Below are 25157 nucleotides of genomic sequence, written 5' to 3'. Positions count from 1 at the left end.
GCCATGGAGCACGCCGACGCCGACCCCAAGGTCCTCGACCAGCCCTGGCGCATCTGGGCGACGGCGGCCATCGCGTCCGTCGCGGCGGCCGGGCTGCTCCTGGGTATGATCGTGCTGCCGGTGGTCCAGGGCCGGAATGCCGGGATCAGCGCCTTCGACGCGATCTGCCGGGCGCTCGGCATCCAGGCAGGCTCCCCGGCGATGCCCCAGCCGCCCTCGGCCGCGCAGGCCATCCCGGTCACGCAGGTGGCCTGGAGCGCCGAGCTCATCCGCGACCTGGAACAGGCCGACCGGCGGAACGGGGAGGCCATCGCGTCCCAGACCTGCTTCGCCTGCCATGGCGAGCGCGGCTTCGCGCCGGACAACCGCAACCCGAACCTCGCCGGCCAGTCGGCGCTCGCGATCTACAAGCAGCTTCACGACTATCGGAGCGACAGCCGCTTCAACGATCAGATGACCCCCATCGCGAAGGCGCTGGACGACAGGCAGCTCATCGACGTCACTGCCTACTATGCGTACCTCACCACCGGGGCCATCGATCCCACCACCGCCCAGGTCGGGGACGAGGAGATCGTCCGGCTCGTCGAGCGGGGCGACCAGTCGCGCAATCTGCCTGCCTGCTCGTCCTGCCATGGCCGACGGGCCGGCGGCCCCACCGAGACCCCCTCCCTCGTCGGCCAGAACGAGGGCTACCTGATCGCGCAGCTCCAGCTCTACCGCAGCGGCGAGCGGAAGAACGACATCTATCACCGCATGCGCAGCGTCGCGCGGCAGCTTACCGACCGGGAGATCGCGCGCCTCGCGCGCTACTACTCGACGACGTTGCGGCAGTAGCCCCCGCGAAATCGCGAGGCCGCGCCGTTCGCCTTCCGGGCTCTCAGCGCTTCTCGGGCGCGATCACCTTCACGCCCGTATCGATCGCGGCCGGCGGGGACACCCGGCCGTCGGTGCGGTTGCGGGCATTCGGATCGCGGCGCACGCTCTCGGTCACGTCCGGCGAGGTCGTGCGCGCATCGGGGCGGCTGACCGTCGTCTCGGGACTGGGCGTGTTCTCGCGCAGGGGCACGGAGCCGGGGCTTTGGGCGAGCGCGGGCCCGGCCGCGAGCGCTGCGGCAAGCACGAGAAGGGTTTTCGGCATCGTCGGCTCCTCGGAGCCAAACGGGGCACGCCGGCCGGGGTTCCGGCCCGCCCGGTCAGCGCGACGCGGCGAGATCGCGGAGGCCGAGCCTGATCAGGGCCGGCGCTTCCGCCCCCTCGCCCGCGCTCTTCAGGGCGGCCGCGACCGCTGCCGAGGCCTGGGCCTGCCCATAGCCGAGATTGATCAGGGCCGAGACGGCGTCGGCCACCGCCGGCGGTGCGGACCCGTCCTCCACGGCGCCGGAGAGGCGGGCGAGACCCGGATCGACCGCCCCGAAGACGGGCGCCTTGTCCTTCATCTCGGCCACGATCCGCGCGGCGAGCTTCGGGCCGACGCCGGGGGCGCGGGCGATGGCGCCCTTATCGCCGGTCGCGACCGCGGTCGCGAGGCTCCCAGGATCCAGGGATGACAGGATCGCGAGCGCGACCTTGGCGCCGACGCCCTGGATCGTCTGGAGGAGGCGGAACCACTCGCGCTCGGCATCGGATTCGAAACCGTAGAGCCGGATCATGTCCTCCCGGACATGCGTCTCGATCGAGAGCACGACGGCCTCGCCGGTGCGGGGCAGGCGCTGCAGCGTGCGCGACGAGCAATGGACGACGTAGCCGACCCCGTGCACGTCGATGATCGCGTGATCCTCGCCATAGGCGTCGACCACGCCTTTGAGCTTGCCGATCACCCTAGGGACCTTTCGAAGGCGGACGCGCCCAGCTCAAACCGGGAAACCGCGCGAAGTCGCGATCCATGGTGATCCAATGGCAGCCCCACTCGATGGCGAGGGCCGCATACCAGGCGTCGCTCACCCGAGGTCCTTGGGTCCCGGTGGCGATGCACAGTTTCTCGAAGATGGCCCAGTGGCGATCTCCAGGGGTGACGACTTCGCAATGCGGCTGTTCGATCAGGTCTTTGCAGAACCCGAAAGCCTCGCCGACCGAACTCGGCTGGAGGAAAGCGCGACGGTTCGTGGTGATCCGGACGACCGCGCTCAACGCGAGCGGAGACAAGCCGAAACGGGCTTCTGCCGCGACGATGCCTTGGAGCCAGGCCCGGCACAGATCATGATGCGGAGTGTCGGCGCGAAAGGCATAGATCAGGACGTTGACGTCGGGCAGAACCATCAAGGCCCGCGGAGCCGCTCGGCATATGCCAGATCCTCGCCCGCCTCGAATGCCGAGATGCGGTCCAGGTCCACGCCCGGGGCGAGCCCGCCGCGCGCCTGGCTCACGCGCGGAAGACGCCGGGGATGATTCTCCGGGTTCGGCCGATCGAGAACCGAGCGCAGCCCATCCTCGATGAGGGAGGTGAGCGTGCGTCCCTCAGCGGCAGCCTTGCGCCTTGCCCGCGACAGGAGTTCCTTCGGGAGGCGAACCGTAGTCCGTTCTGCCATATGTCTAGACATATGGCATCGGCGAGGTGGGATCAACGCCGATCATGAAGCCAGCCTGACCAGCGCCCTCGCCCGCCGGTGATGCGCATGCGTCACCGCGACCGCGAGCGCGTCGGCCGCATCGGCCGAGGCCGGGTCGGCCTTGGGCAGGAGCACGCGCACCATGGCCTGGATCTGGCGCTTGTCGGCATGGCCCGTGCCCACCACCGTCTTCTTGACCAGGTTCGCGGCATATTCCGCGACCGGCAGGCCGGCCAGCGCCGGCACGAGCAGGGCGACGGCGCGGGCATGGCCGAGCTTCAGCGTGGCCTGGGCATTGGTGTTGACGAAGGTCTCCTCCACCGCGACCTCGTCGGGCGCATGGCTGCGGACGGTCGCGGCGAGGCCGTCATGCAGCTCCCGCAGCCGCTCGGCGAGCGGCAGGTCGTCGGAGGAGGTGACGAGGCCCGAGGCCAGGTAGGTCAGCCGCGTGCCTTCCACGCCCACGAGGCCCCAGCCGGTCCGGCGAAGGCCGGGATCCAGGCCGAGGATGCGAATCGGAGGCTCGCGCATCCTCTTCGTGTAGCGGAGTCCCGCTGCCGGATCACGCGAGCAGGCCCTGCTCAATCCTCGATGGCGCCATGGGCGTCGGCACGGCCGCGCGTCCAGTACGCGGCGGCCTTGAGCCACTCCTTCGGCTGCCCATGCTGCTCGACCAGGAGCCGGCGCAGTCGCCTCGCGATCGCCGCCTCGCCCGCGACCCAGGCATAGCCCTCGCCTTCGGGGAGCGAGAGGCGGGCGACCGCTTCCTCCAGACCGGTCGTCGTCCCGGGCTCGGCGGCGCCGCGGTGAACCCAGATCGCCTCGACCGCCGACCGGCTCGGGAGGGCGAGCTCCTCCTGGGGGCCCGCCACCTCGGCAACCACGATGCTGCGCGTCCCCGGCCGAAGTTCTTCGAGCCGCCGGCCGATCGCCGGCAAGGCCGTCTCGTCGCCCACGAAGAGGTACCAGTCGAAATCGTCGGGAACCACGAAGGAACCGCGCGGGCCGCCGATCGTCAGGCTGTCGCCCTGCCGGGCCTCGCTGGCCCAGCGCGTCGCCGGCCCGGCCTCGTGCAGCGCGAAGTCGATCGCGAGCTCGTTCCGGGCCGGATCGAAGCGGCGGGGCGTGTAGTCGCGACCGGCCGGCTCGCCGCCCTCGACGGGGAAGAACAGCTTTACGTGGTCGTCGTAGGAAGCGCTCACGAAGCCGGCGAGATCGGGACCGGCGAGCGTGACGCGGACCATGGACGGGACGAGCCGCTCCACCTTGGCGACGGTCAGCACGCGCCGCTTCAGCTCATGGCGGACGCGCTCGATGCGGTGCCTGGCGGGGTTGGTCGGGGACAGGTCGTTCATGGACGTCTCGGGTCGAGGACCCGGCCCGACGAGGTGACGCGCGCCACCGGCCGGACGAAGGTCCGCAGGGCGCGTTGATTGACGTGAACGCTTACGTGCCCGGCTGGAGCAGCGGGGCAGATGGGGCGTGATAGCAGCCCGAACGGCCCGCGGAAACCGGGCGGATCGCCCCCTGCCCCGCCAGTGCGGCCGACGGCAGGGCGGCCAAACTCAGCTCATCCTGGCCATGAGCGTCTCGGAGAGCTCGAAATTGCCGTAGACGTTCTGCACGTCGTCATGGTCCTCGAGCGACTCGACGAGGCGGAGGAGCTTCTCGCCGGCCTCGTCATCCACGGCGACCGCGTTCTGCGGCTTCCACACCAGCGCCGATTTCCGCGGCTCGCCGAAACGCGCCTCCAGCGCCTTCGTCACCTCGGCGAGCGCGCTCTGCTCGCAATAGACCGTGTGGCCGTTCTCGTCGGATTCCACATCCTCGGCCCCGGCCTCGATCGCGGCCTCCAGCATCGTGTCGGCATCGGCGGCCTTCGCGTCGAACTCGACCACGCCCACGCGGTCGAACATGAAGGCGACCGCGCCCGTCTCGGCGAGGTTGCCGCCGGCCTTGGTGAAGACGGAGCGGACGTCGGAGGCCGTGCGGTTCCGGTTGTCCGTCATGGCCTCCACGATGATGGCGGCGCCGCCCGGGCCGTAGCCCTCGTAGCGGATCTCCTCGTAGCTCTCGGCGTCGCCGCCCTGGCTCTTCTTGATAGCCCGCTCGATATTGTCCTTGGGCATGTTCTCCGCCCGCGCCGCCAGGATCGCGGCGCGCAGGCGCGGGTTCATGGCCGGGTCCGGCGTGCCCATCTTGGCCGCGACCGTGATCTCGCGCGCGAGCTTCGAGAACAGCTTGGAGCGCTGCGCGTCCTGGCGCCCCTTCCGGTGCATGATGTTCTTGAACTGGGAATGGCCGGCCATGGCTCACCTGTGTCGCTTCAGGCGCAGGGACGCCCGCATGCGCCTGGGGAAATGCTGCCCGGGAATTAGGAGAGCTTGCGCCGTTTGTCATCCGGGCGGACAGAGCCGGAGAGCTCGTGCCGGGAGGATCGCGCATGCTGAGGCTGGACGGGAAGGTGGCGGTCGTGACCGGCTGCGGATCGAGCGGGCCGGGCTGGGGCAACGGCAAGGCGATCGCCACGCTCCTCGCCCGGCAGGGGGCCATGGTGGTCGGGACCGACCGCGAGCCGCAGGCCGCCGAGGCGACCCGCCACCTCATCGCCGAGGAGGGAAACGCCTGCGAGGTCCTGGTCTCCGACGCGACCTGCGCGGACGAGGTCGAGGCGCTGATCGCCGATACCGCCGACCGGCACGGCCGGATCGACATCCTGGTCAACAATGTCGGGCAGTCCGAGCCCGGCGGCCCGGTCGAGATGGCTCTCGAGACCTGGGAGGCCCAGTTCCAGCTCAACGTCACCACCGCCTTCCTTACCTGCAAACACGCCATCCCGCTCATGGAGCGGCAGGGCGGCGGCGCGATCGTGAACGTCTCCTCCGTGGCCGCCCTGCGCTATATCGGCAAGCCGCAGGTAGGCTATTCGGCCGCCAAGGCGGCGCTGATCCAGTTCACGCGCGCGACCGCCATCATCCATGCCGGAAGCGGGATCCGCATGAATTGCGTCGTGCCGGGCCTCATGCATACGCCCCTCGTCGAGCGGCTCGCGCGGAAATATGCCGGCGGCGACTACGAGGGCTTCGTGGCCAAGCGCCACAGCCAAGTGCCGGTGGGCCGCATGGGCGACGCCTGGGACGTCGCTCATGCCACCCTGTTCCTCGTCTCGGACGAGGCCCGCTACATCACGGCGACCGAGCTCGTCGTCGATGGCGGCATCACGGCCGCGACGCGCTAGCGCCGCTTCGTCTCCCGCTCGATCAGGTCCGCGATGCTGACCCCTCCGGAGCGGGGCTTCGTCTCGGCCATCGCGAGCACGATCGGCTTCGGCTTCGCCGGAGGCCGATGCGCGGCGAGCTGCGTCGGCTTCGGCTTGTCCGGCGCCGGCTTTGCCAGGACGGAGGCGATCTGCGCCGGGTTGAACGCGGACAGGCGCCGGGCCGGTGCCTGTGCCGCGAGCACGACCGGCTGAACTCCCTTCGCCGAAGGCCCGGATGGGAGAGCGGCCGGCTGGGGCTTGGCAGCCGGTGCCGGACTCGAGGCCCGTGCGGGCCCTGCCTGCGCCAGCGAGATCGGCCGGGATCTCGTCGCCGGTGCCTCATCGGCCTCCACGGCCGGCTCGAACCTGCGGGCCGGCGCCGGCTTGGCCTCGGCCAGCATGATCGGCTCCGAGCGCTCCGCCGGCTTCCCGAAGCTCCGGGCGAACATGGTCGAGGAGGGCCAGGCCGGCGCGCCCGGGGCGGGGTAGCGCTTCTCGTAGAAGATGTTGCCGCCCGCGAGCGTGACGTACCGCATGTTCCGGTACGGGAAGCTGTAGCCCGCCGTGTGGAAGAACATGGCCCCGCCGACGCCCGCATGTCGCTCGCCCGCGAGCACCGCATCCGCCATGCGCTCCGCCCGGGCCCAGGAGGAGTGGCGCTTGTTGACATGGTTGGTGAGCGCGCCGTCCGCGAACTGGTTCGGCTGACCGACCACGCCGCAGACGCTCTTCGGGTATTTCGGGGATTGCAGGCGGTTCATCACCACCGTGCCGACCGCGAGCATCCCATCCTCGCTCGACCGGTTCGACTCGAAGTACATGACGCGGGCCATGCACTCCTTCTCGCTGAGTTGGGCCGCGGGGCCGAACCCCGGATTGTGACCGCAGGCACCGAGGGTGAGGGCGGTCAGCGTAAGGGCCATGATGGCCGGGATACGCGGATGCTTCGCCAAGCCGATACTCCTACGCACCGCCGGCAGATACGCGCCCGCGGCAATTGGCTGGGCCGCGAGCTGTGCTCTCGCGACATCGAAGCTTCAAAAGCCGCGCTTTCGCTTAAAAGATTGCTACCTGTCGGAAGGGCGACGGCCGCCGGCCGCCGTCTTCCTCGGCTTTGCCGACGGATCCCGGAAGAGTGGGGTTCGCGGGAATAGCCGGGGCAGGCAGATCATGACGAGTGTCGTTGCCGGCGCTCTACTCCCAGAACCCCGGCCGGCTCTCCTCCAGGTTCGGCCCGATCCGCACGGCCGCGATCTTCACGGCAAGGCCGGTGCGGTCGTCCGTCTCGACGGCGAGGCCGCAGAGGGTGCCCTCTCCCGTCGCCACTTCGGCGCGGGCGCCGGGCGTCTTCTCCAGGAAGCGGCGCACCGGCTCGTCCTTCGCCAGCCCGAGGACCGACTCGTAATCGCCGCACATGCCGGCATCGGACATGTAGGCGGTGCCGCCGGGCAGGATCCTGTGGTCGGCCGTGGGCACATGGGTGTGCGTGCCCACTACCACGGAGGCGCGGCCGTCGAGATGATAGGCCATGGCCTGCTTCTCGCTCGTCGCCTCGGCATGGATGTCGACGACGATCGCGTCGGCCACCTGGCCGAGCGGGCATTGCGCGATCTCGCGGTCCGCCGCCGCGAAGGGATCGTCCAGCGGATCCATGAAGAGGCGGCCCATGACGCTCACGACGAGCACGCGCCCGCCCGCGCGGGTGTCGACGAGCGTCGCGCCCCGGCCGGGCGCCGTCGGCGGATAATTGGCGGGGCGCAGCAGCTTCGGCTGGCGCTCGATGAAGACCAGCGCCTCGCGCTGGTCCCAGGAATGGTTGCCGAGCGTCACAGCATCGGCACCGGCCGCGACGAGCTCCTCGTGGATCTGCTCGGTGATGCCGAAGCCGCCGGCCGAGTTCTCGCCGTTGACGACGACGCAATCCAGCGCCCAGCGCTCGCGCAGGCCGGGCAGCCGGTCGAGCACGATTCTCCGGCCGGGACGGCCGACCACGTCGCCGAGGAACAGAAGGCGCATGCGGACCTATCTGGGCCGGATGATCCCGGCCTCCGTCACGATGAGATCGAGCAGCCGGTCATGCGGCTCGCGCGGGACCTCCTCGATCTCCTGAACGGAATAGGCCAGCCCGATCGCGAGGACGGGATGGCGGGAGGAGAGCTCGGCGATCGACCGGTCGAAATGGCCCTTGCCGTAGCCGAGCCGCCCGCCGCGCCGGTCGAAGGCCGCAAGCGGCACGAGGAGCGCGCGCGGAAACACCTCCGGCGCGTCGGGGCCCGGCTCGCTCACGCCGAAACCGCCATGGACCAGCACGTCGCCGGGGCGCCATTCGCGCCAGGAGAGATGGGGATGCCGGATCTGGGAGAGCGCCACGCTCTGGCCGCGGGCAAGGAGCCCCTCCATGAGCGGACGCGGATCGACCTCGCTGCGGATCGGCCAGTACGCGCCGACCGGATGGACGGCCTGCAGTTCCGGCGCCGCGAGCGCATGCCGCGCGATCGCCTCCGCGGCCTCGCGGCGGAGATCGCGGTCGAGCGCCTCGCGGCGGGAGAAAGCCTCGGCCCGGAGCGCCTGTTTCCGCCCGGCCGGCGAGAGATCGGTCATGAGGAGGAGCGCGGAGCCACGAAAGCCGTTGGAGATCGATCCCGGGAACCTACAACGTAGGTGGGCACCATGTAGCCGAGTCCACGGACAAGGCCAGGGACAGCGCCCTAGGAGATCGATAAGGCCCCGGGGAATATGTACTCCTGACGCGCCCCGCAGCCCCGCCGAACCGATATAGGCGCCCGCGGGCCCATGCGGAAGAGCCCGGGAGGCCGATCTGATCACGCTCCATCATTGCGTCGGGACCCGATCCTTCCGCCCGCTCTGGGCCCTGGAGGAACTCGAGCTTCCCTACGATCTCAAGGTCATGCCGTTCCCGCCGCGGGCGCGCGCGCCCGGCTATCTGGAGCTGAACCCGCTCGGGACGGTCCCGCTCCTCGTCGATGGCGCGACGCGGATGACCGAATCGGCCGCCATCTGCCACTATCTGGCGACGCGGGACGGACGCTCCGAGCTTGCCGTCGCACCGGGCGAGCCCGACTATGCCGCCTATCTCAACTGGCTCCATTTCGGCGAGGCCACCCTGACCTTCCCGCAAGCCATTGTGCTGCGCTACTCGCGCATGGAGCCGCCGGAGCGGCGCCTGCCGCAGGCGGCGGAGGACTATGCCCGCTGGTTCGGCGCGCGGCTCAGGGCCGTGAGCGAGCGGATCTCGGGACGGGACTGGCTTGCCGGGGACCGGTTCACGATGGCGGACATCTCCGTCGGCTACGCGCTCATGCTGGCCGACGAGAGCGGGCTGTCGGCGCGGTTCTCGCCGCCCATCCAGGCCTATCGCGAACGGCTGAGGAGCCGGCCGGCCTACCGCCGGGCGGGCGCGGCCGAGCTGCGGGCCGCCGCCGAGCAGGGCGTGGCGGATACCGCCATCGCACCTTCCGCCTGAACGGGGAGCCGGGATGCTCGAACTCAGGACGCTCTATTTCGAGGACCTCGCCGTCGGGATGAAGGACGGGCTGTCGAAGACGGTTTCGTCCCAGGACGTGGTCGGATTTGCGGAGATCACGGGCGACCGCAACCCGATCCACCTCTCGGAGCATTTCGCGGCGCGCACACCGTTCGGGACACGCATCGCACACGGCCTCTACACGGCCGGGCTCATCTCGGCGGTGCTCGGCACGCGGCTTCCCGGCCCCGGCGCGGTCTATATCTCGCAGAACCTGCGCTTCCGCGCGCCCGTCCGGATCGGCGACACCGTCGAGGTCACGGTGGAGGTGGTCGAACTCGTGCCGGAGAAGCTGCGCGCCCGGCTTTCCTGCCTCTGCGCCGTCTCCGGCGAGGTGGTCCTGGAGGGCGAGGCGACCGTCAAGGTCCCGTCCCGGCAGGAGGCGGATCCGCGGCTGCCGCGGCTCGAATAGCCCGGCAGGACCCGCCCGAATGCGAAAGGGCCGGAGCGATGCTCCGGCCCTCCGTCGTTTTCGCCACCTCCGGCGCGAGTCAGAACTGGTACCTGACGCCGCCGTTGACCGCGTAGCCCTCGAGCCGGTCGCCGAAGCGGAAGTCGCTGCGGATATAGCCCAGGAACGGCGTGTCGAGGACCTGCGCCGAGACGCCCACGCCGACCTGCCCGAAGGTCCCGACCCGGTCGGTGATGATCGGCACGAAGGCGTTCGGGTCGTTGGCGATGTTCGCCGACACGAAGCGGGACACCGTGTTGCCGGCGAATTCGTGCCAGATGCTGCCCGTGACGAAGGGCTGCAACGCCAGGTTCTCGGTCGCCTGGAAGGCCGTGCCGAAGCGCACCCCGAAGCGGCCGAGGATGGAGTCGATGTCGCGGAACTGCAGCACGCCGCCCGTCACCGGCAGGGAGCCGATATTGGTGTGCGTGTAGCTCATCGAGCCCGACGGCTCGATGAAATACGGCAGCTCGGACCCGAACATGTTCTCGAAGTCGAACCGGTAGCCGGCCGAGCCCGCGACCGAATCCGAGCTGATCTGCAGCCGAGCGCTGTTCAGCCCGGCGAGCTGGTTCGAGATCCGGGCGTTGAAGAAGTCGTGCCGGTAGGAGAGGTCGGAGAAAAAGGGGCCGTTCGTCAGCGCCGAGTAGACGCCGATGAAGGGCACGTCGAACACGCCGCGCGTCTGCGAGCCGATCTTCTGCGTGCCGTCGGCGAAGACGGCGCCGCCGGTGATGCCGAGATGCAGGTTCCAGCCCGTGTTGTCGATGTTGAACACGCCCGTGTCGATGCCGACCTGCATGCCGGCGAACGAGTTCTCGACCTTTACGGCCTGGCCGACATTGGCGTTCCCGAAGACGGAGGTCGAATTACCGCGGACGGTGAAGTTGCCGCCCGAGCCGCGCGCCCAGAGGCCGCTCGAGATCGTGTTCGGCCGGATGCCGGGCGCGGCCGCCACCTCGCTCTGCGCCGCCGCCGCCTGGTTGAGCCTCGCCCAGGTCATGGTCGGGTCGCTCGAGACGCTGGTCGAGGCCGTGCGCTCGTCGTTGTTCGCGTTCGGCGCGCCGATGAAGGCGGAAACCGACTGGAAGAACCCGACATTCAGCGAGGTGAGGAGCGCCGAAATGGAGCTCGCCGCGCCCGAGGCCGCGCTCGTGTTGAGGCGGGACACGATCTGGTAGGAGCCGGCGGCGCTCTGCTCGAGCTCGAAGGTGACGAAACCGTTGCCCTGGATCGGCTGGTCGAGCGTCACCTGGCCGGCGCCGCCGCCCGAGACGACGACCGGAACGGCCTGCGAGGAGAAGAGCGTCGTCGCCGGGTTGTCGAGCCGGTTCAGGACGAGCGTCGTCTGGCCGTTGTTCTGCCCGTTGATGCGGACCAGGTCGCTCCGTCGCGACGCCTGGTTCAGGTCCACGTCGAGGCGGATCTGCGACCCGGCGGTGCCGTTGTAGTTGCCGGTCAGTGTGAGCGAGTCGACCGGCTGGTTGTTGACCAGTGACACGACGCCGCTCGCGCCGTTGTTGAAGGTCGCCGCCCCGATGACCGCGTTCGTCGGCGCAGCCCCGCTCTGCGGCACGGCGAGCAGGTAGCCGTTGTTGTTCAGGACGCCGATGCCGGAGAGCGTGCGGCTCTCCAGGAACAGGCCCGTATTGGTCCCCTGCGCGCCCGTATTCGTGAAGGTCGCGATCGAGCCGCCGAGATCGGCCGCCGTGAGCACGACGCGGCCCGAATTCGTGAAGGTTTCCAGGCCGTTGATCGTCCCCGCAGCCGCCACGTTGAAGGCGCCGGAATTGTCGATCCTGTCCGCCGCTCCGAGAAGGGTCGAGGTGCCCTGATAGGCCCAGGTGCCGGTGTTGGTGACGGTGGTGACCGTGCCGGCCGCGCTGTTCGCGAAGCCCCTGAACGTCCCCGCGTTGTCGATCGTGAGCGTACCGCCGGCATTGCCGAAGACGAACCCGCCCGTGCCGACCGTCCCGGCATTGGCGAAGGTGGCCCCGCCGCCCGCGGCCGCGATGTTGACGCCGTTGTTGATGACGCCCGCGGCCGTGTTCGTGGTCGTGGTATTGCCCGTGACGTTCAGGACCCCGTTCACCACAGCCGTGTTGGTGAAGGAAGGCGTCGCGATGGACGAGACGACCGCAAGCGTCCCGCTATTCGTGAACGAGGTCGTGGCCGTGTTGGTCCCGGCCGCCGTGAAGCTGCCGTTGTTTACGACCGTGGACGCGCTGAGCGTGCCGGCCGCGGCCTGGCTGTAGGTCGCGGCCGCCGCGTTGGTGAAGCTCGTCGTTGAGAGCGTCCCGCCCGTGTGGCTGAAGGTCCCGGCATTCGTCGCGGCCGGCGTCGTGACCGCTCCGCCCGTGAGATTGAACATGCCGCCGGCATTGTTGGCGAACGAGTTCGTCGCGTTCAGCGCTCCCGCCGAATTGAAAGTTGCGCCGCTGCTGTTGCCGACCGTCCCCGCCGTCGCGGACCCCGTGCCCGCCAACGTGAACGATCCGTTGTTGGTGATCGAGCCGGCCCCGAGCGAGCCCGCGACCGTGAAGGCGCCGTTGTTGACGACCGATCCTGCGGTCGTGACCGAGCCGCCCTGATCGATCTCGAACGTGGCGTTGTTCGTGACGTTGCTGGTGCCGGAGATCGAGCCCCCGTTCAGCACCCGTAGGGTCCCGGCATCCACGAGCGTCTCGCCCGTATAGGTCGAGGCCCCGCCGAGTTGCAACGTACCCGTGCCGACCCGCATGCGCAGGCCGACATCCGTCCCCACGGGGGCCGAGTTGATCGCGGAGTTGATCGTCGCGGTGACGCCGCCATCGACGTTGAAGAACGTGTGCGCCGCATCGCCCCCAGCGGCGTCGCCCGTTAGGGACAGCGTGCCGCCCATAACCGTGTAGCCGGTCGTCGTGAACTGTAGGCCCTGCGCGGCTACGGTCCCGGCGATCGTAACCGTGCCGGCCGTTCCGCCGAACACGCCCACCTGGCTCTGCCAGGAATCGTTCAGTGTCGCGACGGCCGCGTCGTAGACCCAGTTCGTGTTGGCGTTCGACCACGTGCTGGTCCCGCCCTGCGCGCCTGCGGCCGCTCCGGACGTGTCCGCGCCGTCCCAGAACTGCACGACCTGGCCGCCAAGGGAGATGCGCGCGTTGACCTGGGTGGTCGGGCCCGGAACGGGCGTCACATAGACCGAGGCCGTCCCGTTCGTCGCCGTGACCGTCGTGAAGCCCTGGTTCGGGCCCGCTCCCGGCGTGAAGATCCCGCCGACATCATACAGCCGATAGGCGCCGCTGACCGGGGCGTTCTGGAGCGTCAGGGTCCCGCCGTTGATTGTCAGGTTCGTGACGCTGACGAGATCGTTCGCCGCGTTCGGCGTCACGTTCACGGCCCCGAGCTCGAAGACGCTGTTCGAGCCTGCGTTCACGATCATGTTGGTGGCCGCGAACGTGCCCGGGCCGCTGCCGGCCGCGAAGGTGCCGCCATTGTTGACGTTGACCGTTCCGGCGACCCTGCCGACGCCGTCGAGCGTGCCGCCCGCATTGACGTTGACCGTCGCCGCGCTCGCGCCCGTGTCACCGAACGTGCCGTTCACGCGCAGCGTGCCGCCCGCCACATTCGCTGTGCCTGCGTACTGCACGCCCGGACCATTCGAGCCCGTGAGCGTCAGGACCCCCGCGCCGGTCTTGTCGACCGTGCCCGTGCCCGCGATCCGGCCCGCATAGGTCGTGTCGCCGACACCGCCGGTGATGTCGAATATCCCGCCCCCGCCGACGGTCGCGACCGAGGCCGCATTGGCGCCTGCGAGGCCGCCGACCGAGAGCGTCTGGCCGGCCGCGATCGCGACGCCGGCCGCCGCTGTGGAGTTGTTCGTCAGCAGCGTCACGCCCGTATAAGGGCCGGCATTGACGTTGAGCGTGCCCGCGCCGGTATTCGTGAAGGTGCTGTTGCTCGCGAGCGCGCCGGTAACGTTGAACGTCCCCGAATTCGCAATCGCACCCGAGACGGTACCTTGCGCATTCACGATACCAGGGGCCGTGTTGCTCACGCCGCCGTTGAGGGTGGCAGTCGTGGTGAGCGTGCCGCCGGTAACCACGGCGCCGCCATTGACGAGGTTCGTGTTCGTGAGCGCCCCGCCGCTTACATTGACGCTCCCGTCGATCGTGCCGGTATTGGTCGTGGCGCCTGCCGTGTTGGTGACCGCGCCCGTGACCGTGCCGCTGTTTCCGAAGGTGCCGGAATTGCCGACCGTGTCGATCGAGCCCGCGTTCGTCGCGCCGCCCGCGTTTGACAGCCCGCCGGAGAGCGACGCGCCCGCCTCGTTTGTGAAGGTCGCGCCGGCGGCGTTCGAGGTGCCCGCGGTCGTGACCACGACACCGCTATTCGTGAAGGTCCCCGCATTGTTGGCGATCGCCGTCCCGCTCAGGGTCCGGGTCGCCCCGACCGTGACGGCATTCGCCGAGGTCGAGTTGTTCGTGAGCGTCGTGAAACCCGTGTAGTTCCCGCCCGTCACGGCAAGCGTCGCCGTGTCGCTGTTCGTGAAGGTGCTGTCGCCGGCCAGGTTGCCCGCGACCGTGAAGACCGCCGTGTTCTGGTTCAGGATCGGCCCGTTGATCGTCCCCGACGCGTTCACGGCCGCGCCGTTCGACGCCGTCACCCCGCCGCCGATCGTCCCGGACGTGGTCAGGACGCCCCCGGAAACGGTCGCAAGGCCCGTGATCGTACCGGTATTCGTCGTCGTGCCGGCGGTGTTGGCCAGGGTGCCGGTCACCGACCCGTTGTTCGTGAAGGTTGCGGCGTTCGTCACGTCGGACGTGACGCTGCCGCCCGTTCCGATCACGAGGGTTCCCGCCGTGACGGAGGTCGGGCCCGTATAGGTGCTCGCACCCGTCAGGGTGAGCGAACCGGCACCGGTCTTGGTCAGCGCCAACGCACCGCCGCCGGCACCATCCTGCAGAATGCCGGAATAGGTCGTGTCCACGGCCTGGTTGACCGTCAGGGTGGCAGGCGTGCCGGAGGCGTTCTGCACGATGCCCGTGCCGGCGGTGCTCGTCAGCCCGCCGGTCGTGATGCTGTTGCCGCCGAGCGTGAAGGTCCCGTCGTTCGTCAGCGTCGCGATCCCCGTCAGCGGACCCGTAACGTTGAATATCGACCCCCCGTTATTGGCGACGGTCCCGTTCACTTGGCCGGAAGCGTTCACGGCGGCGGAGTTCGTGACTGCCCCGTTCACGATGTTCGTGGTCGTGAGCACACCGGCCGTCACCGTCGCCCCCCCGTTCAGGGTGCCCGTGTTGGTCGTCGTGCCGCCCGTATTCGTCAGGAGGCCCCCCACCGTCCCGCTATTCGCGAAGGTGCCGCTGTTCCCGACGCCCCCGGTGATCGCATTCGTGTTCGACGCGGTCCCCGAGTTCGACAGGCTCCCGGTCAACGTACCGTTATTGGTGAACGTGGCGGAGTTCGTCACGTCGGACGTAATACTGCCCGCGCCGCCGATCACGAGCGTGCCGCCGGTCACCGAAGTGAGACCGGTATAGGTATTGGCGGCCGAGAGGGTCCAGGTGCCGGTTCCGTCCTTCGTGAGCCCTTCGACGGTATTGGCTATGCCAGCCGTCGTAACCTCGCCGTTGCCGGCCCCTCCGAGCGTCAGAACCTGGGCTCCCGCCGCGCCGCCGATTCCGCCCGTGAGCGTCAGAGTGCCGGAATCGGAATTGATCCGCGTGTCAGCCGCCAGCGTGATCGCGCCGGCATAGCTGTTGTTGCCGCTCACGTTCTGGAGCGCGCCGTTGTTGCTGGTGCCGAGGCCGGTCCCGGCAAGGCTCAGCGCCTCAGCGCCGACCGCGATACCCCCTTGCAGCTGCAACGTTCCGCCCGACGCGACCGTGGTGCCGGCGGCCGTGGTTCCCAGCGCCGTAGCGGACTGCACGTTGAGAGTGGCGCCCGCACCGACGGCAGTCGTGCCGTCGTAGCTATTGGCGCCGGAAAGCGTGAGCGCCCCGCCGGTCAGGGCCAGGTTCAGCGGGTTCGCTGGGACGGCATTGGTGAGGGTGCCGCCGAATGTCCCGCCATTGCTGACGGTCAGGGTCGCCGGGCCCGCGGCGAGTGCGCCGTTGGTTACAGTGCCGGCGGCGCCGTCCAGGGTCGCGACCGTTTGGCTGAAACCGTTCAGATCGAGGGTGCCCGCGCCCGTAAAGGCGAGCCCGCCGGTGCCCGCCGCGCCGGCAGCGCCGAGCCGGAGCGTGCCAGCGCCGATGCTCGTTCCGCCGGAATAGGTATTCGTCCCGGAGAGCGTCAGCGTGTTGGCGTTGTTCTGGATGACGGAACCACCGCCGCTGATGACGTTCGTCACCGTGGTGCCGGCCGCGGCCGCGTTGAGCTGGACCGAACCCTCGACCGCGATGTTGCCGGTCAGGCCCGACGTCCCACCGCCGAAATTGATGACGTTGGTCCCGGCCGTGAAGGTGATGGCATTGGCTCGGACCAGGCCCGTACCGTCGAGCCCGCCAGAGATGGTCCCGTTCTGATTGATGGTGAGGCCTGAGCCGACCACGCCCGTGCCGCCTGCACCCGCAGCGCCCGGGGCGGTTCCCAAGCCGCCGGCTCCCCCCGCGCCGCCCGTGACGGAGGCGTTGTTGGTGAGGACGTTCCCGGCCCCCATGAAGGCGCCGATGCCGCCGCTGCCGCCGCCGCCGCCGACGCCGAGCGCGCTGCCGTTGCCGCCCGCCCCGCCCGCGCCGCCGCTCACCGCAGCGCCGATCGTGATCTCGACCGGCGAACCCGACGCGACGACGCCGAAGCCGCCAGCGCCGCCGCCGCCGCCGCCGACATTGCCGGATGTCGGCGTGCCACCTGCACCGCCAGCACCGCCCGTCGTTGCAGCTGCAACCGCCGTGTCGACGCCGAAGACAGCCCCGTGGGCGCCACCACCACCGCCGCTTGCCGCCAGACCGCCGCCGGTTCCAGGCGTGCCCGCCGCTCCCGCGACGGCGCCGCCGCCGCCCCCTGCCGTGCCGTTTCCGCTCGCGCCGCCCGCGCCGCCGGTCACGCCGGCGCCACCACCGCCGCCGCCGCCGAAACCGGCCGCCGACCCACCTGGGCCGCCGTTCCCGCCGGCACCGGTCGCACTGTCCGTCCCGCCCGTGCCGCCCGGCCCGCCGAAATTGATCGACGGCGTCCCGCCCACGCCGCCATCCGCGTAGGCCGGACGCGCATCCATCAGCGACAGCATCGCGGCGGTGGAGAGGGCGAAGGCGCCGACGGTCACGCCGATCAAGGCCGTGGAGCCGAACAATGCGGCCCGATAGGCTCTGGTCCCGGCGCTCATCCGGCGAATCAGCTTCTCGCCCCGCCTGGAGTCGTTGACCGACATGCGTTGCCCCGCGACCTGCGGCCGCATTTCGCAGCCATAGTTCCTCGACTCTTCGTTAGTTTTTTCGGGGCGAAGCGGCAATCGATGCTTCCGACCCGGCCGCGGCGGGGGCCGGGGTGGCAAGAACTCGTGGCGCCCGCTCGGAATCCTTGCGCGGCAAGGAGTTGAGGCCGACCCGCGGATGCATAGGCCGTACCGCCGCTCGCGATCCGGGCGGCGGAGAAAGTCGGGCCTTGTCTCCCGGCCGCAACAGTTCGGGCCCGGCCGTAGAAACGGCAGGATATCGGCCGAGAACCGGCAGGATACTCTGAGCGCACCGTGCGGATATTATCCGGTGCGCACGCGAATTCCGCCCGCGAGTCACGATGCATCTGATCCAGATCCTCCTGCCGCTCTTCGACAACGAGGGACGCCGGTTCGGCCCGGAACCGTATCGGGCGATCCGGGACGAGCTATCGGACCGCTTCGGCGGGCTGACGGCGTTCTCGCGCGCGCCGGCCGAGGGACTTTGGCGAGAGGGCGGCGAGAGCCACCGCGACGACATCGTCGTCTACGAGGTGATGGCCGAGCGACTGGACGAGGCATGGTGGCGCGACTACCGCGTCCGCCTCGAGCGCCTGTTCCGGCAGGAGGCGATCGTGGTCCGGGCTCAGACGATCCGGCTCCTCTGAGGTCCTGCCGGGTTCCGCCCGCCGGGCTGGCGCGTTATGGCCGCGATCCACCATCCGATCAGGGCCGCATGACCCGTCCCGACAGCCCGGAACTCGATTGCCTCGTCGTGGGAGCCGGCCCGGCCGGCCTTGCGGCGGCGCTCTATCTCGCCCGGTTCAACCGCCGTTTCCTCCTGGTCGATTCCGGCGATCCCCGCGCCGCCTGGATCCCCACGAGCCACAACATCCCGTTCTTCGCCGACGGCATCTCGGGGCGGGACATCCTGGGCAGCCAGCGCGAACATGTCGGGCGTTACGGCGGCCGGATCCTCGCCGGGAACGTGACCGCGATCGAGAAGAGCGGCGGCTGCTTCTCGGCCGAGATCGAGCCGGAAGCGGGGTCCCGCCGCACGGTCCGGGCGCGGCGCGTGCTCCTCGCCACCGGCGCGCGGGACGTCGAGCCGGACCTGCCCGACCTCCCGGACGCCGTCCGCCGCGGGCTCGTGCGCTACTGCCCGATCTGCGACGGCTACGAGGCGGCGGGCAAGCGGATCGGCGTCATCGGCTACGGCGACCGCGGCCTCGGCGAGGCGGTGTTCGTGGCTCGCACCTATTCGCGCGACGTCACGCTCCTGACGCTCGGCCAGGGCATGGACCTGGACGCCGACGAGCGGCGCCGCATCGCGGAGCACGGCATCAAGGTCGTGCACGAGCCGATCGCCTCGCTCGACATCGAGGGCGACCGGATCGCGGCCACCCGCACCCGCTCCGGCCACGAGCACCGTTTCGAGGTGCTCTATTCCGCGCTCGGCCTGAAGCCCCGATCGGAGCTCGCGGTGGCGCTCGGGGCCGAGCACGACGAAACCGGCGCGCTGCTCGTGGACGACCACAACCGCACGAGCGTCGCCGGCCTCTATGCGGCCGGCGGGGTCGTGCGCGGGCTCGACCAGGTCGTCGTCGCGCTGGGGCATGCCGCCATCGCCGCCACGGACATCCACAACCGCTGCGAGTTGCCGACCGAGGAGGAGGAAGGCGGGAACTGACGCCGCCCCGCCCTCGCCCGACGATGAAGGAACGGCAGCGGAACCTGCGCTCTCCTGCGGCGTTCTCTGCCCTTCTGACGCACAGGAACTCCTCAGCGCGCGATGAGCGACCGCGGCGATTACAGGCCGGCGGCCCCGATGGAGGACCGGTTCCGGGTTCTCGTCGAGGCCGTCACCGATTACGCCATCTACATGCTCGACCCGGACGGCTTCATCACCAGCTGGAACCGGGGAGCGCAGCGCTTCAAGGGCTATAGCGAGGCCGAGATCATCGGCCAGCATTTCTCCCGCTTCTACACGGAGCAGGACCGGCAATCCGGCCTGCCCGCCCGCGCGCTCCGGACGGCGGCCGAGCAAGGCCGTTTCGAGCAGGAGGGCTGGCGCGTCCGCAAGGACGGCTCGCTGATGTGGGCCCATGTGGTCATCGATCCGATCCGGAACGATGCGGGCGAGCTGATCGGCTACGCCAAGATCACGCGCGACCTCACCGAGCGGCGCACGAGCGAGGAGGCTTTGCGCCGGAGCGAAGAGCGCTTCCGCCTCCTGGTCCAGGGCGTGCACGATTACGCCATCTACATGCTCGATCCCGAGGGCCGGATCACGAACTGGAATACGGGCGCGCAGCGATTCAAGGGCTACACCGAAGCCGAGATCGTCGGCGAGCACTTCTCGCGCTTCTATACCGACGAGGACCGCCGGACCGAACTCCCGCGGCGCGCGCTCGAGAAGGCGGCGCGGGAAGGCCGGTTCGAGCAGGAGGGCTGGCGCGTCCGCAAGGACGGCACCCGCTTCTGGGCCAACGTGGTCATCGACGCGATCCGGGGCGAGCATGGCGAGCTCATCGGCTTCGCCAAGGTGACGCGCGACGTGACGGAGCGACGCGAGGCGCAGCTTGCGCTGGAGGAGGCGCGCTCCCGCGTCGTCCAGGCGCAGAAGATGGAGGCGATCGGCCAGCTCACCGGCGGCGTCGCGCACGACTTCAACAACCTCCTCGCCGTGGTCCTCGGCAATCTCGACCTCGCCAGGAAGCGGCTGCCGTCCGACCCCAAGCTCAGGCGGCTCATCGAGAACTCGATCGAGGCGGCGGAGCGCGGCGCGACCCTCACCAAGCGCATGCTCGCCTTCGCGCGCCGGCAGGAGCTCGAGACCGTCTCGGTTGACGTCCCCGCGCTCGTGCGCGGGATGGCCGACCTGCTCCAGCGCTCCATCGGGCCCAGCATCCAGATCGAGACGCAGTTCCCGCTGCGGCTCTCGCCGGCCCTGGCCGATGCCAACCAGCTCGAGCTGGCGCTCTTGAACCTTGTCGTCAATGCGCGCGACGCGATGCCAGGGGGCGGCACGATCACGATCGCGGCCCGCGAGGAGCAGGTGCAGGCCGAAACCGGGCACGACCGGCTCCCGGTCGGCCGCTACGTGTGCCTCTCGGTGACCGATACGGGCGAGGGCATGGACGAGGCGACCCTCGCCCGCGCTGTCGAGCCGTTCTTCACGACGAAGGGGGTCGGCAAGGGGACGGGCCTCGGCCTCTCCATGATCCACGGCTTCGCCGACCAGTCCGGCGGCCGGCTGGTCCTGGCGAGCGAGAAGGGCCGCGGCACGCGGGCGGAGATCTGGCTGCCGCTCGCCGAGGCGAACGCTGCGGAAGCCGAGCAGCCGGACGAGGCGGAAGGGCGCCCTCCTCCCTCGGCCAGACCGCTGACGGTCCTTGCCGTCGACGACGACCCGCTCGTCCTGATGAACACGGCCGCGATGCTGGAGGATATCGGGCACCGGGTGATCGAGGCGACATCGGGCGAGCAGGCCCTGCGGATCCTGCGCCGGACGAACGAGATCGACCTCGTCATCACCGACCAGCTCATGCCCGGGATGACGGGCGCGCAGCTCATCGCGGCGATCCGGTCGGAGCAGCCGGATCTGCCCGTGATCCTGGCCACGGGCTATGCTGACGTCGACCCCGCGGTCGAGCTCGACGCCCCGCGGCTCGGCAAGCCCTTCCTCCAGCGCGACCTCGCCCGCGCGGTGGCCGCGAGCCTGCCGGCCGAGAAGGGTCGCGTCCTGGCGTTCCGGGCGGCGAAGTAGCGGGCCGGCGCGCTCGTCTCAGCGCGGCTGCATGCGGAGCGCGCCGTCGAGCCGGATCACCTCGCCGTTCAGCATCGGGTTCGCGAGGATGGCCATGACCAGCATGGCGTATTCCTCCGGCTTGCCGAGCCGGGACGGGAACGGCACCGACGCGCCGAGGCTGTCCTGCACCTCCTGCGGCAGGCCGCGCAGCATCGGGGTCTCGAAGATGCCGGGCGCGATGGCGCAGACCCGAATACCGGAGGAGGCGAATTCGCGGGCGGCCGGCAGCGTCAGCCCGACCACGCCCGCCTTGGAGGAGGCATAGGCCGCCTGGCCGATCTGCCCCTCGTAGGCGGCCACGGAGGCGGTCGAGACGATCACGCCGCGCTCGCCGCCCTCCAGCGGCTCGAGCGTCATGGCGCCCGCCGCCACGAGCCGCATCATGTTGAAGGTGCCGATGAGGTTGACGCCGATCACCTTGGCATAGGCGTCGAGCGCGCAGGGGCCGTTGCGGCCGACGATGCGGGCCGCAGGCGCGATGCCGGCGCAATTGACGAGGATCCGGGCGGGGCCATGCGCCTCGGCCGCGCGGGCCACCGCCGCTTCGCCGCTCGCGGCATCGCTGACGTCGCAGGCGAGCGCGATCCCGCCGATCTCGCTCGCGATCCCGGCCGCGGCGCTCTCGTTCAGATCCAGCAGGGCGACCTTCGCGCCGGCCGCCGCAAGCGCCCGCCCGGTCGCGGCCCCGAGTCCCGATGCGCCGCCCGTCACGATCGCCGCTACGCCGTCCACCTTCATCGCGTTCTCTCCCCAGAAGCCTCGCGGCGCCCCCGCGGGGCGCCGTCTCCGACCGGGTACCCGCCGCCTCGCCCGCGAACAAGCGGCGCGGATCCGGAACCTCCGCGGCCCACCCATGTTCCTGCCCGGCGGGAGGGGCGCATGGTCCGGATCGGCTTCCACGCATCGCACGAGCAATTCGCGCCATCCGAGCTCCTTCGGCTGGTCCGGCACGCGGAGGCGGTCGGGTTCGACTGCGCCATGTCCTCCGACCATTTCAAGCCGTGGGGACCGGCGCAGGGTCATTCGGGCTTTGCCTGGTCCTGGCTCGGGGCCGCCATGCAGGCGACCGCGCTTCCCTTCGGGGTGATCTCGGCGCCGGGCTACCGCTACCATCCGGCCATCGTGGCGCAGGGCGCCGCGACGCTCGCCGAGATGTTCCCCGGACGCCTGTGGCTCGCGCTCGGGAGCGGACAGCGGCTCAACGAGGACATCACCGGCATGCCCTGGCCGGAGAAGGCCGAGCGCAACGCCCGGCTCGCGGAATGCGCGGCCGTGATCCGCGCCCTCCTCGCCGGGGAGACCGTCACGCATCGCGGGCGGATCACGGTGGTGGGCGCGAGGCTCTATTCGAGGCCGGAGAGGCCGCCGCTGCTGCTGGGCGCCGCCGTGACGCCCGAGACAGCCGAGCTGGTCGGCGGCTGGGCGGACGGGCTGCTGACCGTCAACGCCAGGCCGGAGCAGCTCAAGACGGTGATCGACGCCTTCCGACGCGGCGGCGGCGAGGGCAAGCCGCTCCTCCTCCAGGTCGCCCTCAACTGGGCTCCGACGGAAGAGGCGGCGCTTGCGGGCGCGCACGAGCAGTGGCGCTACAACGCGATCGGCGGCGACGTGAACTGGGACCTGCCCTCGCCGGAGGCCTTCGACGCCGCGACCCGCTTCGTCCGCCCGGAGGACATCCGCGAATCCGTGCTCGTCTCCGCCGATCCCGGCCGCCACGCGGCCTGGCTGCGAGAATTCGCCGAGCTCGGCTTCGAGGAGCTGCTCCTGCACCAGATCGACCGCGACCAGGAAAGGTTCATGGACGCATTCGCGGCCAAGGTGCTGCCGCAGGTCCGATCCTGACCCTGCGCGAGAAAATCCGCCCCGGGCGCATTATGTCTCTCGAAGAGAGCAGACCATGCAGATCGCCTTCGACAACAGCTACGCCTCCCTCCCGGACCGCTTCTTCGCCCGCGTGCGGCCGGCCGAGGCGAGCGCGCCGCGCCTCGTCAAGCTGAACCGCCCGCTCGCGGACGAACTCGGGCTCGACGCCGATTGGCTTTCCGGCCCGGACGGCGTGGAGGTTCTGGCCGGCCGCCGCGTACCGGAAGGCGCGGCCTCCATCGCCACCGCCTATGCGGGCCACCAGTTCGGGAGCTTCGTGCCGCAGCTCGGCGACGGTCGGGCGATCCTGCTCGGCGAGGTCGTCGGCCGCGACGGCCGGCGCCGCGACCTGCAGCTCAAGGGCTCCGGCCGCACGCCCTTCTCGCGCGGCGGCGACGGCAAGGCGGCGCTCGGGCCGGTGCTGCGGGAATACGTGGTCAGCGAAGCCATGGCCGCGCTCGGCATCCCGACCACCCGCGCCCTCGCGGCCGTCCTGACCGGGGACCCGGTGGTGCGGGAGGAGGTGATGCCCGGCGCCGTCCTCACCCGCGTCGCGTCGAGCCACATCCGGGTCGGCACCTTCCAGTTCTTCGCCGCCCGGGGCGATGTCGAGGGCGTGCGCCTCCTCGCCGATCACGTGATCGCCCGGCACTATCCCGATGCGGCCGCAGCGGAGCGGCCCTACCGCGCCCTGCTCGACGGCATCATCGCCCGGCAGGCGGCCCTCGTCCCGCGCTGGCTCCTGGTCGGCTTCATCCACGGGGTGATGAACACCGACAACATGCAGGTCGCGGGCGAGACCATCGATTACGGCCCCTGCGCCTTCATGGACGAATACGACCCGGCGACGGTGTTCAGCTCCATCGACCAGCACGGCCGCTACGCCTATGGCAACCAGCCCCGGATCGCGCTCTGGAACCTGACGCGCCTCGCCGAGACACTGCTGCCGCTCCTCGACCCCGATCCGGATCGCGCCGTCGCGGATGCCGAGGACGCGCTCAAGGCCTTCGCGCCGAGCTTCGAGCGGCACTACCATGCGGGGCTCCGGCGCAAGCTCGGGCTCTTCACCGAACAGGAGGGCGACCTCGAGCTCGCGGGCGACCTCCTCAGGCGGATGGCGGAGAACAGCGCCGATTTCACCCTGACCTTCCGGCATCTCGCCGAGGCGGCGGGGCCGGCCGGGGATGCCGAGCCCGTCCGCAGCCGCTTCATCGACCCGACGAGCTTCGACGCCTGGGCGGAGGGCTGGCGCGCGCGCCTGGCGCAGGAGCCGCAGGACGCCGAGACCCGCCGGGCGGCGATGCGGGCCGTCAACCCCGCCTTCATCCCGCGCAACCACCGGGTCGAGGCGGCGATCCAGGCGGGCCTGCGGGGCGATTTCGCGCCGTTCGAGGAGCTCGTGGCGGTCCTGGCGAGGCCCTATGACGACCAGCCGGACTACGCCTCCTACATGGACCCGCCGGAGCCGCATCAGCGGGTGACGCGGACCTTCTGCGGCACCTGAGCCCGGCCCCGGCCGGTCAGGGAGCGTCCCCGCCGGATCCCTGATGGAGATAGAGCGGATCGAAATCCGCGGCCCGCTTCAGGCCTTCCCAGTCGTTGATCACCAGCCTGCCGCCCTCGAAGGTGAAGAGGTTCTGCGACCTCAGTTCCTGAAGCGACCTGTTCGTATGCACGGCCGAGAGGCCGAGCGCATCGCCGAGCTCCTCCTGGGTGACGGGCAGGCGGATCACCCGATCCTTCGCCAGGCCGATCGCGTCGAGCCGGACGAACATCTCGCAGAAGAAATGCGCGATGCGGGCCGGCGCCCTGCGCCGCCCGAGCCCGACCATCCATTCGCGGAAGATCGCCGCGTCGATCAGCGTCTCGCGCCAGAACACGCCGGTCAGGCGCGGATGGCGCGCCATGAGGTCGTGCAGCGCCCGGTGCTGGATGAAGCCGATGCGCGCGGCCGTGAGCGTCGCCAGGCTGTGGTCCATGGTCTTGAGATGAAGGCTCTGCAGGTCCGGGATCTCGCCGGGAATGTGGAAGGCCAGGATCTGGCGCCGGTGGCCTCCCACGAGCTTGTAGCGGAGCGCGAACCCCTCGAGCACCAGGCAGGACTGGGTCGGCCGGTCGCCCTCGTGGACGATGTCCTGCTGCGGCCGCAGATCGCGGATCGTGAGCGGGAGCGTGCGCAGGCCCTCGCGCTCTTCCGGCGCGAGCTCGACGATGCTCTCCAGCTTGCGGACGAGCGGTCCCGCATCGCCGCTCATGACGGATGCCCTGCCAAGAGATTGCCCTCGCGCCGGATGTCCGGCGATGAGTCCGATGCAGTTCCGGAGAG

At 70.3% G+C, this 25157-nt stretch carries 22 protein-coding genes and 1 other RNA gene; 9 read left to right on the top strand and 14 right to left on the bottom strand.

Annotated elements, in window-relative coordinates:
* Window positions 1-3: 3 nt before the first annotated feature.
* On the top strand, window positions 4-834 hold the full coding sequence (locus HJG44_RS10220; RefSeq protein ID WP_171218287.1) for a c-type cytochrome: 831 nt from the start codon (window positions 4-6) through the stop codon (window positions 832-834).
* Window positions 835-877: 43 nt separating this feature from the next.
* Here the strand turns inward: HJG44_RS10220 and HJG44_RS10215 are convergent, their stop codons facing one another.
* The 7 genes from HJG44_RS10215 to HJG44_RS10185 form a co-directional block, all read right to left on the bottom strand.
* Window positions 878-1138, bottom strand: coding sequence for a hypothetical protein (locus HJG44_RS10215; protein ID WP_171218286.1), 261 nt, complete (start codon window positions 1136-1138; stop codon window positions 878-880).
* Window positions 1139-1193: 55 nt separating this feature from the next.
* Window positions 1194-1817 (bottom strand): Holliday junction branch migration protein RuvA, encoded by a 624-nt coding sequence (gene ruvA / locus HJG44_RS10210; RefSeq protein WP_171218285.1) that lies wholly within the window; start codon window positions 1815-1817, stop codon window positions 1194-1196.
* A gap of 1 nt (window position 1818) precedes the next feature.
* Window positions 1819-2256: a type II toxin-antitoxin system VapC family toxin gene (locus tag HJG44_RS10205; RefSeq protein WP_171218284.1), complete on the bottom strand. Its 438-nt coding sequence runs from the start codon at window positions 2254-2256 to the stop codon at window positions 1819-1821.
* Complete coding sequence (locus HJG44_RS10200) at window positions 2256-2537, bottom strand: hypothetical protein (RefSeq protein ID WP_210261053.1); 282 nt, start codon at window positions 2535-2537, stop codon at window positions 2256-2258. Before HJG44_RS10200 ends, HJG44_RS10205 begins: the two co-directional genes overlap by 1 nt.
* 30 nt (window positions 2538-2567) lie before the next feature.
* Window positions 2568-3077, bottom strand: coding sequence for a crossover junction endodeoxyribonuclease RuvC (ruvC, locus tag HJG44_RS10195; protein ID WP_171218283.1), 510 nt, complete (start codon window positions 3075-3077; stop codon window positions 2568-2570).
* A gap of 50 nt (window positions 3078-3127) precedes the next feature.
* Entirely contained in the window at window positions 3128-3901 is a 774-nt protein-coding gene (locus tag HJG44_RS10190) for a siderophore-interacting protein (protein WP_171218282.1), read from the bottom strand.
* A gap of 210 nt (window positions 3902-4111) precedes the next feature.
* Window positions 4112-4855 (bottom strand): YebC/PmpR family DNA-binding transcriptional regulator, encoded by a 744-nt coding sequence (locus HJG44_RS10185; protein WP_171218281.1) that lies wholly within the window; start codon window positions 4853-4855, stop codon window positions 4112-4114.
* Window positions 4856-4989: 134 nt separating this feature from the next.
* Between HJG44_RS10185 and HJG44_RS10180 the strand changes: the two genes are divergently transcribed.
* Window positions 4990-5784: an SDR family NAD(P)-dependent oxidoreductase gene (locus HJG44_RS10180; protein WP_171218280.1), complete on the top strand. Its 795-nt coding sequence runs from the start codon at window positions 4990-4992 to the stop codon at window positions 5782-5784.
* Here the strand turns inward: HJG44_RS10180 and HJG44_RS23385 are convergent.
* From HJG44_RS23385 to ssrS, 4 genes are all read right to left on the bottom strand, one after another.
* Window positions 5781-6758 carry a cell wall hydrolase gene (locus HJG44_RS23385; protein WP_246736174.1) on the bottom strand — a complete coding sequence of 326 codons (978 nt, stop codon included), beginning with the start codon at window positions 6756-6758 and terminating at the stop codon, window positions 5781-5783. The genes HJG44_RS10180 and HJG44_RS23385 overlap by 4 nt on opposite strands.
* A gap of 241 nt (window positions 6759-6999) precedes the next feature.
* Window positions 7000-7821, bottom strand: a complete 822-nt coding sequence (locus HJG44_RS10170) for a TIGR00282 family metallophosphoesterase (protein ID WP_171218279.1) — start codon at window positions 7819-7821, stop codon at window positions 7000-7002.
* 6 nt (window positions 7822-7827) lie between these two features.
* Window positions 7828-8406, bottom strand: coding sequence for a 5-formyltetrahydrofolate cyclo-ligase (locus tag HJG44_RS10165; protein ID WP_171218278.1), 579 nt, complete (start codon window positions 8404-8406; stop codon window positions 7828-7830).
* Window positions 8407-8415: 9 nt separating this feature from the next.
* Window positions 8416-8571, bottom strand: a non-coding RNA gene (gene ssrS / locus HJG44_RS10160) — 6S RNA.
* A 52-nt stretch (window positions 8572-8623) separates the two neighbouring features.
* On the opposite strand from ssrS, the gene HJG44_RS10155 reads away from it, so the two are divergent.
* The gene (locus HJG44_RS10155) at window positions 8624-9289 is read left to right on the top strand and encodes a glutathione S-transferase family protein (protein ID WP_171218936.1); all 666 of its coding nucleotides are present in this window, start codon (window positions 8624-8626) and stop codon (window positions 9287-9289) included.
* Window positions 9290-9302: 13 nt separating this feature from the next.
* Window positions 9303-9761 (top strand): MaoC family dehydratase, encoded by a 459-nt coding sequence (locus HJG44_RS10150; RefSeq protein WP_171218277.1) that lies wholly within the window; start codon window positions 9303-9305, stop codon window positions 9759-9761.
* 79 nt (window positions 9762-9840) lie between these two features.
* Here the strand turns inward: HJG44_RS10150 and HJG44_RS10145 are convergent, their stop codons facing one another.
* Window positions 9841-17154, bottom strand: a complete 7314-nt coding sequence (locus tag HJG44_RS10145) for an autotransporter-associated beta strand repeat-containing protein (RefSeq protein WP_171218276.1) — start codon at window positions 17152-17154, stop codon at window positions 9841-9843.
* Between the two features lie 365 nt (window positions 17155-17519).
* Between HJG44_RS10145 and HJG44_RS10140 the strand changes: the two genes are divergently transcribed.
* The 3 genes from HJG44_RS10140 (at window position 17520) to HJG44_RS10130 (ending at window position 20926) form a co-directional block, all read left to right on the top strand.
* A complete protein-coding gene (locus tag HJG44_RS10140) occupies window positions 17520-17825 on the top strand; it encodes a hypothetical protein (RefSeq protein WP_171218275.1) in 306 nt (101 codons plus the stop codon).
* Between the two features lie 68 nt (window positions 17826-17893).
* Complete coding sequence (locus HJG44_RS10135) at window positions 17894-18847, top strand: NAD(P)/FAD-dependent oxidoreductase (protein ID WP_171218274.1); 954 nt, start codon at window positions 17894-17896, stop codon at window positions 18845-18847.
* 102 nt (window positions 18848-18949) lie between these two features.
* A complete protein-coding gene (locus HJG44_RS10130) occupies window positions 18950-20926 on the top strand; it encodes a hybrid sensor histidine kinase/response regulator (protein ID WP_171218273.1) in 1977 nt (658 codons plus the stop codon).
* A gap of 18 nt (window positions 20927-20944) precedes the next feature.
* Here HJG44_RS10130 and HJG44_RS10125 read toward each other — a convergent pair whose 3' ends face one another.
* Window positions 20945-21706 (bottom strand): SDR family NAD(P)-dependent oxidoreductase, encoded by a 762-nt coding sequence (locus HJG44_RS10125; protein WP_171218272.1) that lies wholly within the window; start codon window positions 21704-21706, stop codon window positions 20945-20947.
* Between the two features lie 141 nt (window positions 21707-21847).
* Between HJG44_RS10125 and HJG44_RS10120 the strand changes: the two genes are divergently transcribed.
* Together HJG44_RS10120 and HJG44_RS10115 are read left to right on the top strand one after the other, a co-directional pair.
* On the top strand, window positions 21848-22810 hold the full coding sequence (locus HJG44_RS10120; RefSeq protein ID WP_171218271.1) for a TIGR03885 family FMN-dependent LLM class oxidoreductase: 963 nt from the start codon (window positions 21848-21850) through the stop codon (window positions 22808-22810).
* A 55-nt stretch (window positions 22811-22865) separates the two neighbouring features.
* Complete coding sequence (locus tag HJG44_RS10115) at window positions 22866-24335, top strand: protein adenylyltransferase SelO (RefSeq protein WP_171218270.1); 1470 nt, start codon at window positions 22866-22868, stop codon at window positions 24333-24335.
* Between the two features lie 16 nt (window positions 24336-24351).
* Here the strand turns inward: HJG44_RS10115 and HJG44_RS10110 are convergent, their stop codons facing one another.
* Entirely contained in the window at window positions 24352-25086 is a 735-nt protein-coding gene (locus tag HJG44_RS10110) for a Crp/Fnr family transcriptional regulator (protein ID WP_171218269.1), read from the bottom strand.
* Between the last annotated feature and the right edge of the window lie 71 nt (window positions 25087-25157).

This window comes from Enterovirga aerilata (genome assembly GCF_013044135.1).
Lineage (GTDB): Bacteria > Pseudomonadota > Alphaproteobacteria > Rhizobiales > Beijerinckiaceae > Enterovirga > Enterovirga aerilata.
This window is presented reverse-complemented; position numbering and strand designations above follow the sequence as displayed.